Source organism: Streptomyces sp. NPDC005202 (assembly GCF_040608235.1).
Taxonomy (GTDB): Bacteria; Actinomycetota; Actinomycetes; order Streptomycetales; family Streptomycetaceae; genus Streptomyces.
Map to the genome: position 1 here is coordinate 312,211 of NZ_JBEXHW010000002.1, position 15,658 is coordinate 327,868.

Annotated in this window: 13 protein-coding genes and 3 pseudogenes; 10 read left to right on the forward strand and 6 right to left on the reverse strand. The window is 71.9% G+C overall.

The genetic code is table 11. The features are described 5' to 3' along the window. Positions 1–586 precede the first annotated feature (586 nt). The gene (locus ABZV31_RS05185; RefSeq protein WP_355888300.1) at positions 587–3,385 is read left to right on the forward strand and encodes an AAA family ATPase; all 2,799 of its coding nucleotides are present in this window, start codon (positions 587–589) and stop codon (positions 3,383–3,385) included. 242 nt (positions 3,386–3,627) lie between these two features. Beyond that, entirely contained in the window at positions 3,628–4,419 is a 792-nt protein-coding gene (locus ABZV31_RS05190; RefSeq protein ID WP_355888303.1) for a serine protease, read from the forward strand. 137 nt (positions 4,420–4,556) lie between these two features. Here ABZV31_RS05190 and ABZV31_RS05195 read toward each other — a convergent pair whose 3' ends face one another. Continuing rightward, on the reverse strand, positions 4,557–4,628 hold the full coding sequence (locus tag ABZV31_RS05195) for a tautomerase family protein (RefSeq protein ID WP_355889020.1): 72 nt from the start codon (positions 4,626–4,628) through the stop codon (positions 4,557–4,559). A 13-nt stretch (positions 4,629–4,641) separates the two neighbouring features. On the opposite strand from ABZV31_RS05195, the pseudogene ABZV31_RS05200 reads away from it, so the two are divergent. After that, positions 4,642–4,872: pseudogene (locus ABZV31_RS05200) on the forward strand (transporter); the annotation flags it as partial. Positions 4,873–5,141: 269 nt separating this feature from the next. Here the strand turns inward: ABZV31_RS05200 and ABZV31_RS05205 are convergent. Together ABZV31_RS05205 and ABZV31_RS05210 are read right to left on the reverse strand one after the other, a co-directional pair. Then, entirely contained in the window at positions 5,142–5,351 is a 210-nt protein-coding gene (locus ABZV31_RS05205) for a DUF397 domain-containing protein (RefSeq protein ID WP_355888306.1), read from the reverse strand. Further along, positions 5,333–6,175, reverse strand: a complete 843-nt coding sequence (locus tag ABZV31_RS05210) for a helix-turn-helix transcriptional regulator (RefSeq protein ID WP_355888309.1) — start codon at positions 6,173–6,175, stop codon at positions 5,333–5,335. The genes ABZV31_RS05205 and ABZV31_RS05210 overlap by 19 nt, the downstream gene beginning before the upstream one ends. A 277-nt stretch (positions 6,176–6,452) precedes the next feature. Between ABZV31_RS05210 and ABZV31_RS05215 the strand changes: the two genes are divergently transcribed. From ABZV31_RS05215 to ABZV31_RS05230, 4 genes and pseudogenes are all read left to right on the forward strand, one after another. After that, entirely contained in the window at positions 6,453–6,770 is a 318-nt protein-coding gene (locus ABZV31_RS05215; protein WP_355888311.1) for a hypothetical protein, read from the forward strand. After that, complete coding sequence (locus tag ABZV31_RS05220) at positions 6,767–7,021, forward strand: hypothetical protein (protein ID WP_355888313.1); 255 nt, start codon at positions 6,767–6,769, stop codon at positions 7,019–7,021. Before ABZV31_RS05215 ends, ABZV31_RS05220 begins: the two co-directional genes overlap by 4 nt. A gap of 60 nt (positions 7,022–7,081) precedes the next feature. After that, a pseudogene (locus ABZV31_RS05225) lies at positions 7,082–7,788 on the forward strand (phage resistance protein); the annotation flags it as partial. A gap of 7 nt (positions 7,789–7,795) precedes the next feature. Beyond that, a pseudogene (locus tag ABZV31_RS05230) lies at positions 7,796–8,134 on the forward strand (redoxin domain-containing protein); the annotation flags it as partial. A gap of 496 nt (positions 8,135–8,630) precedes the next feature. Here the strand turns inward: ABZV31_RS05230 and ABZV31_RS05235 are convergent. The 3 genes from ABZV31_RS05235 to ABZV31_RS05245 form a co-directional block, all read right to left on the reverse strand. Further along, on the reverse strand, positions 8,631–9,035 hold the full coding sequence (locus tag ABZV31_RS05235) for a DUF779 domain-containing protein (RefSeq protein WP_355888316.1): 405 nt from the start codon (positions 9,033–9,035) through the stop codon (positions 8,631–8,633). Continuing rightward, on the reverse strand, positions 9,035–10,552 hold the full coding sequence (adh, locus tag ABZV31_RS05240; protein WP_355888318.1) for an aldehyde dehydrogenase: 1,518 nt from the start codon (positions 10,550–10,552) through the stop codon (positions 9,035–9,037). The genes ABZV31_RS05235 and adh overlap by 1 nt, the downstream gene beginning before the upstream one ends. A gap of 221 nt (positions 10,553–10,773) precedes the next feature. Further along, the gene (locus ABZV31_RS05245; RefSeq protein WP_355888321.1) at positions 10,774–12,009 is read right to left on the reverse strand and encodes a GAF domain-containing protein; all 1,236 of its coding nucleotides are present in this window, start codon (positions 12,007–12,009) and stop codon (positions 10,774–10,776) included. A 224-nt stretch (positions 12,010–12,233) separates the two neighbouring features. Here ABZV31_RS05245 and ABZV31_RS05250 point away from each other — a divergent pair, with 224 nt between their 5' ends. From ABZV31_RS05250 to ABZV31_RS05260, 3 genes are read left to right on the forward strand one after another with little or no spacing between them, the layout of a single operon-like run. Further along, on the forward strand, positions 12,234–13,508 hold the full coding sequence (locus ABZV31_RS05250) for an iron-containing alcohol dehydrogenase (protein WP_355888324.1): 1,275 nt from the start codon (positions 12,234–12,236) through the stop codon (positions 13,506–13,508). Positions 13,509–13,518: 10 nt separating this feature from the next. After that, entirely contained in the window at positions 13,519–14,895 is a 1,377-nt protein-coding gene (locus ABZV31_RS05255) for a histidine kinase (RefSeq protein WP_355888327.1), read from the forward strand. After that, positions 14,885–15,550 carry a response regulator transcription factor gene (locus tag ABZV31_RS05260; protein ID WP_355888330.1) on the forward strand — a complete coding sequence of 222 codons (666 nt, stop codon included), beginning with the start codon at positions 14,885–14,887 and terminating at the stop codon, positions 15,548–15,550. Before ABZV31_RS05255 ends, ABZV31_RS05260 begins: the two co-directional genes overlap by 11 nt. Positions 15,551–15,658 lie beyond the last annotated feature (108 nt).

Sequence of the window (15,658 nt, forward strand, 5' to 3'; positions counted from 1 at the left end):
CCATGGACGGCGCGATCCGGAGCGCCGCCCTCGGAGCACAGGGCGGAGAAGCGCCGCCGGCCGTGCACTCCGGAGCATTGCCGTCGGGGCGCAGGCAGGCGCCGGCGGGCCGCATGGTCCGCGGCGGTGGGACGCGGGCGGGAGCAGCGCCGTCGAGCGGCACGCTCCTGTCGTCGGATGTCGGTCGGGAGCCGTGGGTACACCCCCGTCCGGCCCGGCCCGCAACCCCGTCGTCAGAGCCGTCCGAACACCGTCGCAGGACGCAGCGCGACACCGCGTCCGGCGCGGCCCGCGACCCCGTCGCGGAGCCGGTCCGGTTCCGGATACCGTCGTCGGATGCGGCGGGAACTGCGCCGTCCCGGGATGTCGGGCGCGGTCCGAAGTGGTGTCTGCAGCGCGGTCGGAGGGCCCAGGGGCGGTCGGGAGGGCCGGCGAAGGGGGCCTCACGTGGGGGTTCTATTCACCCGGGCCCGCTTTGAATTCACCCATGCCCCTGCCGCTGTTATTTCCCTCACCACCCCGGCGGTCCGAAATTCAAGGGCTCGTTGCCTAGAATTTGGCCCGAACACGACACTCGAGGGGAGCGGTGACCGTGCGACGGGACTTCAAGGACCCTGCGAGCTGCCGCTCCGACCTGGTCATCGGCCGCGAGGAGCCGTCCGCGGCGGCGCGTGCGCAGCTCGCCCGCGGCGGCAGTGTGCTGCTCCACGGCCCGGCCGGAATAGGAAAGTCGACCGTCCTTCGGTCTTTGGCCGCGGAATACGCCCCTGCGGCCCGCACCGTGTTGCGCTGCTCCGCCACCGAGTCCGAATCCCACCTGCCCTTCCTCGCCCTGGCCGACCTGCTCGGCCTGGTCCTGGACGAGGTGTCCGGCAAACTGCCCGCCGCCCAGCGCACCGCCCTGGAGTCGGCGCTCACCGGCCGCGGCGAGTCCACCCTCCAGCGGGACGGCCTCGCCCTGCGCCTCGCCGTGCTGTCCGCGCTGCGCGCGCTCGCCGCCGAGGGACCCGTCCTGGTCGTCGCCGACGACCTGCAGTGGCTGGACTCCGCGAGCGCGGAGCTGCTCGGCTTCGCCGCCCGCCGCCTGGGCGAGACCCCGGTGCAGATGGTGTGCGCGGTGCGTACCGAGGGCCAGGAGTACGACCGCCACCTGCGCGCCTGCCCGCCCGACACCCTTGCCGTCCGGCTGGGCCCGCTCTCCCGGGCCCAGGTCTCCGCGCTGCTCGACCACCGCGGCTACACCGGCCTGTCCCGCTCCACGGTCCGCGACATCCACCGCACCAGCGGCGGCAACCCCCTGTTCGCCCTGGAGCTGGGCCGTGCCCTGGCCGAGAGCCCGACCCCGCCACGGCCGGGCGAGCCGCTGCCGGTGCCGACCTCCTTGCGCGCCCTGGTGCTGAGCCGGCTGGAGATGCTGTCGGACGAGGCCCGCCGCACCCTCCTCGTCGCCAGCGCCGGCGCCCGCCCCACGCCGGCCCTGCTGCATGCGGCCGGCCGGGAGAACGTCGAGGCCGAGTGTGCCCAGGCCGCCGCGCTGGGGCTGCTGGCGACGGAGCCGGAGGGCCCGGCCGTACGGTTCGCGCACCCGCTGATCTCGGCCGCGCTGTACGCGGAGGCGCCCGCGCAGGAGCGGCGCGCCGCACACGCCGCGCTGTCCACGGCGGCCTCAGACCCCATCGAGCGGGCCCGGCACCTGGCCCTGGCCACCACGGGCACCGACCCGGAGGTGGCCGCCCGGCTCGCCGGGGCCGCCGCGCTGGCCCGGGACCGCGGGGCGCCGTCGGTGGCCGCATCCCTCGGGCTGCTCGCGGCCCGGCACACCCCGGCGGACAGCACGCCCGGTCCGGACGAGCGGCGGTTGCAGGCCGCCGAGGACGCCATCACTGCCGGCGAGGTCGACCTGGCCCGGGACATCGCCCGTGAGGTGCTGACCCGGGCCACCGTGCCCGCGGACCGGGTGCGCGCGTGGATGGTGGTGATCGAGGCGGCCGGTCAGGCCCTCGGGGACGTCGACGCCGTCTTCCCGCAGGCGCTGGCGGACGCGGGCGACGACCCGCGGCTGCTGGCCCTGGTCCACTATCAACTGGCCTGGCGCGGGCTGGTCGTGGAGGGCGACTTCGCCGAGGCCCGGCAGGAGGCCGCGCACGCGGCGGAGCTGGCGGCGCGGGGCGAGGACCGGCGCACCGAGCTCATGGCGCTCGCCTTCCAGGCCTCGACCGAGACCCTGATGGGGCACCCCGACGCCCCCGCGACCATCAAGCGGGCGCTGAAGGAGCCTCAGGATCCGTACGTGGCCTGTCACCACAACGGTGTCGGTTCGGCGCGCTTCCGCTGGCTGCTGATGAGCGACCAGCTGGCCGAGGCGCGGACCACCATCACCGCGCTGCTGCGCGAGGTGCGGCGGCGCGGCATGGTCGAGAGCGAGGTGCACTTCCTGCGCTTCCTCGCCGAGACCGAGCTGCGCTCCGGGCACTGCGGCCGGGCGCTGGACCTCGCCCGGGAGAGCCTGCGGCTGGCCCGGGACACCGGCATCGGCGAGGGCGCCTCCGCCATGCTCACCTCCCTGGCCGAGGCTTCCGGGGGCGACACGGAGCGGGCGCTGGCGCTTGCCCGGGAGGCGGTGGGGCACGCCGAGGAGGACGGCGACCAGATGTACCTGTCCCGGGCCCTGGCCGCCCTGGGGTACGCCCAGTTGGTGGCCGGGGACGCGCAGGCCGCGGTCGGGGCGCTGCGCCGGGTGCGGGAGCTGGAGCACGGGCTCGGCATCACCGACCCGGCACGCGGCCGCTGGGCGGGCGACCTGGCCGAGGCCCTCGTACGGATCGGGGAGCCGGCCGAGGCGCAGGACGTCATCGACGGTGCGCGCGAGCACGCGCTGCGGCTCGGCCGGGAGAGCGTGCTGGCCGTGCTGGACCGGTCCGAGGCGCTGGTGCGGGCGGCGCGCGGCGAACAGGAGGCCGCCGTCGCCCGGTTGACGTCCGTGCAGGACCGGCTGGCGAAGCTGGGGCACGGGCTGGAGGAGGCGCGGGCCGCCTTCGCGCTGGCCCGGCTGCGCACCCGGCGGCCCGGGCCGACCTCGTACGACGAGGCGGCACGCCTGTTCCGGCGCTGTCGCGCGCTGCCGTGGCTGCGTCAGGTGGACGCGGCCGCCGCCGCCCGTCCGGCGGAACCGGAGGTCGTACCGGCGGCGCTGGACGGGCTCGCCGCGATGGAGCGTCAGGTCGCCGCGCTCGTCATGGAGGGCGCGACCAACCGGGAGATCGCCGCGCGGCTGTTCGTCAGCGTCAAGACGGTCGAGGCGACCCTGACCCGGGTCTACCGCAAGCTGGGGATCCGTTCGCGGGTCGACATCGTCCGATTGGCGGCAGGCCGGCGCGCGAAGTGAGGGCGGCCCGGGTCAACTCCCCGGGTGGGTTCAGTGCGGGACGCCACCGCGGGTGCAGCGAGGGACGACCGAGGGTTTTCCCTGCCCAACTCCCTTAGGGGGTTCCCTCATTGGAGGAGGGTGGGCCGAGTCCTAGCGTAGGGGCGTGCCGCTCGCCCGGGCACACGGGGGTCTGTCCCGAGACCCCCGTGCATCACCCCCCACCCGCGCGACCCCCACCGGCAACCCCCTTGAGGAGACTCATGTTCGGGCTCACCCGCGCCAGACAGACCGCCGCCGTCGTCGCGGCCTCCGCTGCCGCCGCCGCGACCGCGCTGCTCACCGCCCCCTCCGCGGTCGCCGCTCCCCAGCCCATCGTCGGTGGCACGACGACCACGACGACCGCGTATCCGTTCGTCACGCAGATCACGGACGCGTCCGGCAACCAGTTCTGCGGCGGCACCCTGGTCGCGGCCAAGAAGGTGGTCACCGCCGCGCACTGCATGGTCGGCGAGTCCACCAGCAGCGTCCGGGTGGTCGGCGGCCGCACGTACCTGAACGGTACGAACGGCACGGTCAGCAAGGTCAGCAAGATCTGGATCAACCCGGGCTACACGGATGCCACCAACGGCGACGACGTGGCGGTGCTGACCCTGTCGACCTCGATGCCGTACACGACGGCGAAGTACGTCTCCTCCTCCGACACGGGCGTGTACGCGGCCGGCACCACCGCCCGCATCCTCGGCTGGGGCACCACCTCCGAGAACGGCAGCTCCTCCAACCAGCTGCGGACCGCGACCGTGCCGATCGTGTCCGACTCCAGCTGCAGGAGCTCCTACGGCTCCGACTTCGTCGCGAGCGACATGGTTTGCGCCGGATACTCCACCGGCGGCGTCGACACCTGCCAGGGCGACAGCGGCGGTCCCCTGCTCATCGGGGGCGTCCTGGCAGGGATCACTTCCTGGGGCAACGGCTGCGCCGAGGCCGGTTACCCGGGTGTCTACACCCGGCTGACCACCTTCTCCAGCCTCGTGACCGCGCAGGTCAACTCGTGACCCGGTGAAGGACTCCTGAGAAACCCCTCAGGTGAATGCCAGGGGGCGTTGCGAGCCACCACGAGCAGCCCGCAACGCCCCCTTTCCACGCTCACCGGTCGATGGTCTCCGCGCTCACTGGTCGATGGTCTCCGCGCTCACCGGTCGGCGGTGAGCTTTCCGGCGGCGCCCCAGCTGTCCGCCGGGACCTCGTGGATCCACACCTGCACGGCCTCGGCCGGGATGTGGCCGGCCGAGGTGGCGAGCGTGGTCCAGGCGGCCCTGTACCGCGACGGCGTCAGGGTCTCCTCCCCCGCCAGCCTCGCCGAGACCTTCCGCGAGCTGCGCGAGCAGCCCGACGGCATGGCATGGATCGGGCTGGCCCGCCCCACCGAACGCGAACTCCTCTCCCTGGCCGCGGAGTTCGACCTGCATCCACTCGCGGTCGAGGACGCGATGGAGGCGCACCAACGGCCAGGCAGCCCGCCCCTCCTCGGCCGGGCCGGACTTTTCGGTGTCTCCCCGGCCGCGTTCATCAAGGGTGACCGGCAGATGGCCCAGGGCGAGCACGGCCTCACGGACGAAGACCTGAAGGCCTGGCGCCCGGCTGCCGCGACCCGTGGACGCCGTAGCACCAAGAAGTAACGCCGACACCGAGTCGGCCCAGTACGGCAACGGCCCCACGCCTACCGAGTCGGTGGGCGTGGGGCCGTTGTGACGTTTCGACTCCCTGGACGCGTGGGTCAGACTCCCAACTCGCCACACTTCACAGCGGTTACGAACGAAGCCCAACCCTCAGCTGCAAACGTGATCACAGGGCCGTACGCGTGCTTGCTGTCGCGCACAGGCACGACGGCGTCGAAGTCGTCGGAGACCTCAATGCACGCGCCACCGTCCTGATTGCTGTAGCTGCTCTTGCGCCACGAAGCAGCGCTCAGGTCGACGATCCGCACGGCACTTCCTCCAACTTGCGCAGGATGTACTTCCGCGACTCGGCTGGGGACAGCGCCAGGTCGCGCACAGAATCGTACGCCTTCTGCAAGCGCACAACCGGCGCGGTTTCCTCGATGAGTTCGCCCCTGTACCCGTTCTCGGTGTACGCCACAGTGCGGCCGTCCGGCAGAAGCAAGTACCACAGGTCGAAGCCCATCAACGCATGCAGTCCAGCACTGTTCGGCAGCACATGGACGGTCACGTCTTCGCGCTCCGACATCTCCAACAGGTGCTCCAACTGCGCCCGCCACTCTCCCGCGTCCCGCAACGGCGTGAGAAGGACGGCCTCCGAGAGGATCGTCCGGAACGGCGGCGCATCCTCCCCCTCCAGCAACTCCCGCCGCCCCATTCGCGCCTCGACCTGCTGTTCCAGCTCCGCCCCCTTGAGCCCACCGGCAGCCAGAACCTCCCGCGCATACCCCGGCGTCTGCAACAACCCCGGCAGAACGCTCACGGCGAAGTGCCACAGGCTGACCGCCTCCGCCTCAAGCGCCATGTACTGCCGATACTGCTCCCGAAACTGCGTATGGTCCCCCCGCGCCAGCTCCCACAGCGCGAGCAGCATCCCCGGCGTCCCGAAGTACTGGTCCAGCGCCTGGACGACCTCGGGACCGCCCAGCGTCTCCCCCTTCTCCATCTTCCCGAACAGCGACCAGTCCCACCCCAGCCGCTCCCCGAGCTGCCGCAGACTGTCGCCCTTCCCCGCCCGCAACTGCCGTAACTCCTCGGCGAACCGCTGACGCGGTTCCTGGCTGCGGCCCGTGACAAGGCGTCGCTGCGGCAAGGTGACTCCCCTCCAGGGCCTCCCGGTCGCCGACCGTCCCGGAAACCCTTCGTACCCGTACTCACACATCACACGTGCCCACACGCCCACCGCGACCCCTGTGGAAGTTGTGGAACGTGCGCCACCCAGCGGGGAACGAGACCGCCTCGACGGCACTTCCCGGCCCACCCCGGCGGCATTCTCGTAAAGCGCCGACTACGCACGGTAATTCACCGGACGCGGACACGACGGCCGAATCACGAATCCGACCTCTCCCCTGCCGGAAGGACGACGACCGATGCCGAACCCGAACCCCGCCCCGCAGGCGAACCGCGGCAAGAACCGGAAGCTCGCCCCCAAGCTCCAGGAAGCGACCGCCGCCCGCGACGCTCTCGCCGCCGCCCTCACCCGCGCCGGCATCCAGCTCCCCGCGATGGACGTCCGCACCCCCTGGGGCGACCCCCTCCCCGGCGACCCGGAGCAGACGCGGGAGACCGCGCCGGACGACTACAACACCCCGGCCAGCGCCCGCTACGCCCTCGTCCACCTCGGCGTCTGCTCGGCCCCCGTCGCCCTCGCCCTCGCCGCCGTCATCGCAAGGGGCGCCGCTCGATGATCGCCCCGCACGCCCCTTCCACTCCCGAGCCCGGCGCGCCTCCCCCGCCCGGCACGGCGGTCCGCGACACCGCCCGCGACCGCATCGGGATCGTCATGGGGCACGAGGGCCCGTACCTCCAGCTCCGCCCCCTTTCCGGTGGCCGGGAATGGGACGCCGAGCCCGACCACGTCCTGCCGCTCACCCCGGCGGAGTTACTGCACGCCCGCCTCGCCGAGACGAATGCCCGCAGCCGCAGGGACATCCCGTGACCGTGACCGACCGCCTCCCACCAGCGGGCACCCCTCAACCACCGGCCGGGAAGGCCCCGTTCCGTCGTCGCCCCGATCCCGGGGCGGGAGTACGGCATCCTGAAGAACAAGATGGGCCGGCCGGTTCCCGGAGATCAAGGAGACCGGCACCGACGCCAACCCGGGCGTGCGGCTCGAACTGTCCGGCGTGGACGTCGACTCCGTCATCGCCCACGCCCAGGTCAACGACAACCCGGCCAACCGGCAGGCGCTCGCCAAGCGACTGCTCGCCGAGGAACTGGGGGTGGAGGAGCAGGGGCAGTTGACGGCCCGACTCGACTTCGTGTGGCGGGGCACGCAGCGCAGTGCCGAGGTCGTGTTCGGGAACGTCGCCGACGAGGACGAGCTGCCCGACCACGACCTGGCGCCCCAGGAGGAGGGGCAGTGGCGGATCGTCATCGACCTGCCGTACGACGAGGGCGAGTACGGGCCCCGCGAGGACGCCATGCGTATGCAGCGGCTGCGGGAGCGGTAGCAGGGCGAGCGGTCGCGGACCGTCGCCTGGCTCCCCGCGCACCTGTCCCCGCAGCGGTACGCGGACTTCCGGCGGCTCGTCGTCATCGACAAGGCGCTCGCCGACGAGCAGCGGTTCAACGGCCACTACGCCGGCCACCTCAACGCCGACAACAGGGCCCGCGCCAAGGGACTCCTTTGAGACCCAGCGCGAGTCGCTGCTCCGCAACATCAAGGCCGCCTTCAAGCAGGCGTACGGCCTCGCCGACAAGAAGGAGTCGCACCGCACGCGGCGCCCGCCTGGTGGCCATCTCCCCACAGATCCCGGACGAGTCCCTGTCCCTCACAGAGAAGCACGCCCTCGCCTTCGACGTCCTCAGCGACATCGGCTCCGACACCGCCAAGCAGTACGGCCTCGCCTTCGACCTCCCCGACGACCTCGCCGCCGTCTACGACAAGCTCGGCTTCGACCTCCAGCGCGTCGATGACGGCCACTCCCGCACCCTGCCGCTCCCCGCCACGTACGTCATCGACCGCGACGGTACGATCCGCTGGGCCTTCGTCAACACCGACTACACCAAGCGGGCCGAACCAGCCGACATCCTCGCCGCCCTCGACTGACGCAGCCCGCCGAGGGACCAGCCGGGTGCCACAGTGCACCACGCGCTCGCCGTCCGCCCGCTGGGATCTCGGACACAGCACCGGTCGAACCACACCCCGGCACGACGAGGACGAGCCGGCAGCACAATGACGATCGACGTGTCGGCGCCGCGCGTGGGCGAGGTGTGGCCGTGCGGGGCCCGGTGGTCGGCCGCGTCGTCCTGCGGAGAGTCGCGGAGCTCAGGGTCGGTCCCGAGCGGGCCTGGAAGGTCGGTCCCGAAGCGGGCCTGGAAGGGATGTGGCCTTCGCGGTTCTTCCAGCCGTCCATGACGCGAGTACCTGAAGTGCGGCTTCCTGCCGCCCAGGTGGTGAGTCAATCGTCGGAGCCGGGGACGGAGGCGTCAGCGCCCCGCGGACGCGCGTGCGGGGCCGGACACTTCGGGCGTCCGGCCCCGCCGTCGCCACCGCCTGCGCCGGCGCGGTGGTCCTCGGTGACCCGAAGCGCCGGGTCACTCGGTCATCCCGTCACATCGGCCCCCGTGGGCAGTGGGGGCTCCGCCTCCATGCGCTGCCACTCCTCGTCCGTGAACACCCGGGAGCGGATCAGGAACCGCAGGCCCTCGGGGGCTTCGAGGGAGAAGCCACTGCCCCGGCCCGGGACCACGTCGACGGTGAGGTGGGTGTGCGACCAGTAGGCGTGCTGGTCGGCGCTCATCCAGAACGGGATGTCACCGGCCACGTGGCCGAGCAGGACGTCCGAGGCGCCGACCCGGAACTCGCCGCGCGGGTAGCACATGGGGGCGCTGCCGTCGCAGCAGCCGCCGGACTGGTGGAACATCACCGGTCCGTGCCGGGCGGCCAGCCGCCGCACCAGGTCCTCGGCGGCCGGCGTCAGCTCGACGCGCCTGGTGCGGGCACCCATCAGAAGAACCCGAGCTTCTGCGGCGCGTAGCTGACCAGCAGGTTCTTCGTCTGCTGGTAGTGGTCGAGCATCATCTTGTGGGTCTCACGGCCGATGCCGGACTTCTTGTAGCCGCCGAAGGCCGCGTGTGCCGGGTAGGCGTGGTAGCAGTTGGTCCACACCCGTCCGGCCTTGATCTCCCGGCCGAGGCGGTAGGCGGTGTTGCCGTCCCGGGTCCACACGCCGGCCCCCAGGCCGTACAGCGTGTCGTTGGCGATCTTCAGGGCCTCGTCGACCGAGTCGTAGGTGGTGACGGAGACAACCGGGCCGAAGATCTCCTCCTGGAAGATCCGCATGTCATTGGTGCCGCGGAAGATCGTCGGCTCGATGTAGTAGCCGCCCTCGAGGCCGGCGACGGCTCGGGGGTTGCCGCCGGTGAGGAGTTCGGCGCCCTCCTGCTTGCCGATGTCGATGTAGGACAGGATCTTCTCGTACTGGTCGTTGCTGGCCTGGGCGCCGATCATGGTCTCCGGGTCCAGCGGGTCGCCGCTGACGATGGCCTTGGTGCGCTCGACGCAGCGGGCCATGAACTCGTCGTAGATCGACGAGTGGATCAGGGCGCGGGACGGGCAGGTGCACACCTCGCCCTGGTTGAGGGCGAACATCACGAAGCCCTCGACGGCCTTGTCCAGGAAGTCGTCGTCGGCCGCCATCACGTCGGGCAGGAAGATGTTCGGGCTCTTGCCGCCGAGTTCCAGCGTGACGGGGATGATGTTCTCGCTCGCGTACTGCATGATCAGGCGGCCCGTGGTGGTCTCACCGGTGAACGCCACCTTGGCCACGCGCGGGCTGGAGGCCAGTGGCTTGCCCGCCTCGACGCCGAAGCCGTTGACGACGTTGACCACCCCGGGCGGAAGCAGGTCCGCGATCAGCTCGATCACGTACAGCAGGCTGACCGGCGTCTGCTCGGCGGGCTTGATGACCACGCAGTTGCCGGCGGCCAGCGCGGGCGCCAGCTTCCAGGCGGCCATCAGGATGGGGAAGTTCCACGGGATGATCTGGCCGACCACGCCCAGCGGCTCGTGGAAGTGGTACGCGACCGTGTCGGCGTCGATCTCGGCGATGCTGCCCTCCTGGGCCCGCACGACCCCGGCGAAGTAGCGGAAGTGGTCCACGGCGAGCGGGATGTCGGCGGCCAGCGTCTCGCGTACCGGCTTGCCGTTCTCCCAGGTCTCGGCGACGGCGATCTTCTCGAGGTTCTGCTCGATCCGGTCCGCGATCCTGTTGAGGATGTTGGCCCGCTCCGTGGTGGAGGTCCGGCCCCACGCGGGCGCCGCGGCGTGGGCGGCGTCGAGGGCCAGGTCGACGTCCGCCGCGGACGAGCGGGCGACCTCGCAGAAGGTCTTGCCCGTCACCGGCGTCGTGTTCTCGAAGTACCGGCCCTCCACGGGGGCGACCCAGTCGCCACCGATGAAGTTGTCGTAGCGGCGGGCGAAGCTGACGATGCTGCCGTCTGTTCCTGGCTGCGCGTACACCATGGCGGCTCTCCTCGGTGGATGGCGAATGCGGTGGTCCGACGGTCCACGCCGTCGTGATGCCGTTCACCCTGGCCCCGGAAGGTTGGCGCGAGGTTGGCGCCCACCGCGTTCGGCTTCGCTCGCGCGCTGAGGTGTCCGCCCGCTCTCTCCGCCTCGGCTCTTTCGTCCGCCCTTCGGATGCCGGGCCTCTGCGGCTGTCCTGGCCCGTCCGCCGCCGGACGTCAGCGCAGGGCCGTGGTGAGCCGGCCGGCCGCGATCGCGCGGCGGGTGTCGCCCTGGCCGAGCAGGCGCAGCGCGTGCTCGTGCACCTCCGCGTCGTACGGGGCCCGTTCGCCGTAGCGCAGGGCGTGCTCCGGGTGGGTGCTCGCCAGCACCGCCTCGCGCACGGCCACCTCCAGGTGCGTACGCCACTCCTCGATGCCCGGCGCCTCGGATCGGGGAAGCAGCGGGCCGCGGTACAGGCGCAGCGCGGTCTCCCCGTCACCCCTCTCAAGCGCCCGCAGCACGTCGGTGGCGTCGCAGGACACGGGTGTGGTCAGCGCGTAGCGGCGGGTGGCGATGCCGCCCCCGAGGGCCCGGCGGAGATGGGAGATCTCCGCCTTGAACGTGGACGTGGTGACCACCCGGCCGCCGTACAGGGCTTCACGGAGGCGTTCCGGTGAGAATCCGTCCGGTTCCAGCGCGAGCAGGGTGAGGATCTCCAGCTGCCGGGGGCGCAGGGGAAGGGGCCGGCCCTCACGTACGGCCTGTTCCGCGCCCAGGCAGTTCAGCCGCACCTGACTCTCGGTTCCGCGGGTCTGACGAGGCAGCCCCGTCCCGAGGCGGGCCTCGATGGTCGACACCAGTGAGCGCACGGTGGACATGGCCAGGGGGTGCGAGCGGTCCCAGGTGGTGGACATGTCCAGGACGCCGAGGACGCGTCCGTCCGGGGCGTGGATGGGTGCGCAGTAACAGACCCAGCCGTGCAGGGCCGTCACCAGGTGTTCGGCGGAGAAGACGGAGCTGGGGCGGCCGGTGCGCAGCGCGAGGGAGAGGGCGTTGGTGCCCATGGCCTGCTCGTCCCACCGCCCGCCGGGCGCGAAGTTGACGCGCTCGGCCCGTCGGCGCATGGTCGGGCCGCCGCACGTCCACAGGATGGTGCCCGACTCGTCGGTGACCGCGGTGACGAACCCGGCGTCGACGGCAATGCTGTGCAATTCGTCGGCGAGGTCGTTGACCGGCCGACGCAGCGGCGATGCGGTCCAGCGGTGGTGCACCATGCCGCCGTCCGTGACCGGGGCGCTGTCCCGACCGGGGTCCACGCTGCTCAGCGAGCGCGCCCAGGACTCGGCCACTTCATCGCGCAACGCCTCGACACCGCTCGGTTTCGACCCCGCGGACCTCAGCCGCGGCACCCAACGGGACCATTCGCTCTCCAGCGTGGCCCGGCGCCGCTTGAGGTCACTGCGCTGTGACATGTACTCCCCTGCCGTCGAACGGGGACAATCGACTATTGTCCGCAATGACTTTGCCGGCGCACCTGACCGGTCGGGCCAGTCCGCCCTGTCCGATCGGACAGGTGCGGCGGCCTCGGTCGCGCGCCTAGCTTGGTCTTCGGTTTGACGACAGTGTTATCGGCCAATCACGCAGTAAAATCAAGGTTACGCATGCGTTATGGGCGTTCGCGCCGTTTGGAGGTCGCATGTCGCTCACGCCCGGCGCCGTGGTGACCGCCGGTAATGACCCGAGCGCCGACTGGAGTCGCGACGAGTGCCAGTGCGAGCTGCTGGGGCCGCAGCAGACGAGCACGGACGCCCTCCGCCGATCGGCCCGGCTGGCCAAGTTCCATGTCCCCGAGATCGTGTTCGGGCCCGGTTCACTGTCCGAGCTCGGTCACTGCGCGCTGCGCCTGGGCGGCCGCCGGCCGTTCCTCGTCACCGACCCCGGACTGATGGAGGCGGGCTGGACGGACGAGGCGGTCGGGCATCTCAGGCGTGTCGGCCTGCGCCCCGTCGTGTGGTACGACGTGACGCCCAACCCCAAGGACCACGAGGTCCAGGCCGCGTACGAGCGGTACGCGGAGAGGGGCTGCGACGTGATCGTCGGGGTGGGCGGCGGCTCGGTCATCGACGCGGCCAAGGGCGTGGCGATCCTGTCCGGAAACGGTGGGCGCATCCTCGACTACGAGGGTGTGGACCAAGTCGTCCAGCCCATCCCGCCCACGGTGATGGTGCCCTCCACGTCCGGCACCGGGGCGGATGTGTCCCAGTTCGCCGTGATCACCGACACGGCCGAACACACCAAGATCACCATCGTGAGCCGCACGCTGGTGCCGGAGATCTCGGTGATCGACCCGCGGCTGCTGACCACCATGCCGGACTGGCTGAACGCGGCGACCGGTCTGGACGCCCTGACCCACGCCGTCGAGGCGTTCGTGTCCCGGGCGCACAACCCGCTGACGGACAACCACGCACTCCACGCGGTCGAGCTGATCATCGGCAACCTGGTGCGCACCCAGGTGCAGCCGAAGGACTTCGGCGCCCGGCTGGCGATGGCCCAGGCGTCGCTGGAGGCCGGCATGGCCTTCACGAACGCGATCCTCGGCGCGACCCACGCCATGAGCCACCAGGTCGGCGGGCTGCTGGACGCCCCGCACGGGGTGGTCAACGGCGTCCTGCTGCCGCACGTCATCCGGTTCAACGCCGAGGCATGGCCGGAGCGGTTCGTCGCGCTGGGCGCGGCGGCCGGCCTCACCACCGCCGGGGTGCCACCGCACGAGGTGGCCGAGCAGCTCGCGGACCTGGTGCGCGCGCTGGCGGACGACGTCGGCGTTCCGAAGGGACTGGCGAGCCTGGGGGTCGCGGAGCGCGACGTGCCGGTGCTGGCCCGCACGACGCTGAAGGACGCCTGCATGGCCACCAACCCCAGGGATGTCGACGTGCGGGACATCGAGAAGCTGTTCCGCGAAGCCCTGTGAGGCGATACGAGTGAGCGTCCCCGAACGGTCACCCCAGCCGGCCGACCTGGGGGTGCTCACCGGACTGCGGTCCGGCAAGCGGTCGTTCTATCCGGCGTACGTGCGGTCCACCGAACGGCTCGAGCGGACGGTGGAGGCACTCGACGGCATCTCCCGTGCCCTGGTGCGCACAGCGGAGGGCCCACGGGCCCTGGTCGAGGCGGTTGTGCGGACGGCGGCCGAGCACCTGCACGCGCGTTGGCTGCTGCTGGCCGTGGCGGACGGCGCGTTGCGCGCGGCCCGGCCGCGGTTCCTGCTGTACGCCGACGACGTGCTGATCGACAACGAGACCCGGGTGCCCGCCGAGGTGCGACGACATCTGCAAGTGCTGCGCACCCGCCCTTGGGAGGCCGGTACTCCGGAACGCGGCCGGGGCTGGGTGCGGGTGCCGATGACCCTCGACGACGAACCGGTCGGCGGGATCGCGGCGGAGCCCGGTGCCGGTGTCGAGGTGGCGGACACCGACCTGGCCATCCTGCGGGTCCTGGCCAACCAGGCCGCCGTGGCGCTGCACCACACGTTTCTGTTCCACGCGGCGACCACTTTGCGCGGGCGGGCCGAGGAACTTTCCGAGGCGGCCGAGCGGCAAGCCCGGGACCTGGCCGCGCGCAGCGCCGAGCTGGCCGAGACGCAGGCACGGCTGCTCGACGCGATGCAGCGGCAGACGCTCGACGACGAGCGGCGGCGCATCGCGCGCGAACTGCACGACAGCGTCTCGCAGTACGTGCTCAGCGCGGGGATGACCGTCGAGGTGTGCCGGGCGGAGCTGGAGGGCATGGGCGGGCGGGCCGCGGACATCGCCGAACGGCTGGCCGCCGCCAAGGATCTCAACCGGCAGGCCGTGGAGCGGCTGCGTGCCGCGATCTACGCGCTCCACCAGACGTCGCAGGAGCCGGCCGGGCCGCTCCCGGTGATGCTGGAGCGGCTGTCCACGGTGCACCTGACCACGGATCTCGACGTTCGGGTGCAGGTGGTGGGCAGTCCCGTGCCGTTGCCGCCCGAGGCCGAGCAGTCGATCCTCCGGCTGACCGGCGAGGCCCTGTTCAACGCCGCCACCCACGGCAAGGCGGGCCGGGCGCTGGTCCGGCTGCGGTATCTGCCCGAGGCCGTCGTGCTGACCGTGTCCGACAACGGCGGCGGCGATCCGGCCCAACTGCGCCGCGCGCTGCGGCTGTCCAGGGCCACCGATCTGGCCGGCCGTCACCGCGGTCTGGCGAACATGGTCGCCCGGGCGGAGGAACTCGGCGGCAGACTGTCCATCCGCCGGTCGGGAATGGGAGGCGTCCTGCTGCGGGTCGACGTCCCACTGCCGGTGAAGCGCGCTCGGGAGGCAGCGGATGACCACTGAACAGCGGGCGACGGCGCCCACGGACGCCCTCCGGATCGTGCTGGTCGACGACCACGCGATCGTCCGGCACGGGCTGCGGTCGATCCTGGAACGCGAGAGCGACCTGGAGGTGGTCGGGGAGGCGAGTACGGCCGCCGAAGCGGCCGCCGTCGTCGAGCGGACCAACCCGTCGATCGTGCTCCTCGACCTGAAGCTGTCCACGGCGGCCGACACCGAGGGCCTGGACCTGTGCGCCCGGCTGACCCAGCGGCACCCCGACCTGGCGGTGCTGGTGCTCACCACGTTCCTCGACGACTCCCTGGTGGTGGACGCGATCCGGCACGGTGCGCGCGGTTACGTCGTCAAGGACGTGGACACCACCGAGCTGCTGCGCTCGATCCGCGCGGTGGCCCGCAACGAGAGCGCCTTCGACTCCCATGCGGCCGCGGCGATGGTGCGGTCGATGCGCGTGCAGCCGGACCGGCCGAAGTTCACCGAACGGGAGCTCAAGGTGCTCCAGCTGCTCGCCCACGGGCTGAGCAACCGGGAGATCGGGGCCCAGCTGTACATCTCGGAGACCACCGTGAAGTTCCACGTCCGCAACATCATGCGCAAGATGGACGCGGGCAGCCGTGCGGAAGTCGTGTACGAGGCCAGCAAGATGGGCGTGATCTGACGCCTTCGTGGTCCGGGTGACGGAGGGTTGGGACCGGTCCCGGCCCTCCGTCACGTCAGCCGCCCACGGCCGGACGGCCGAGCGGCAGTCCGCGTCCTTTGGTGGCCG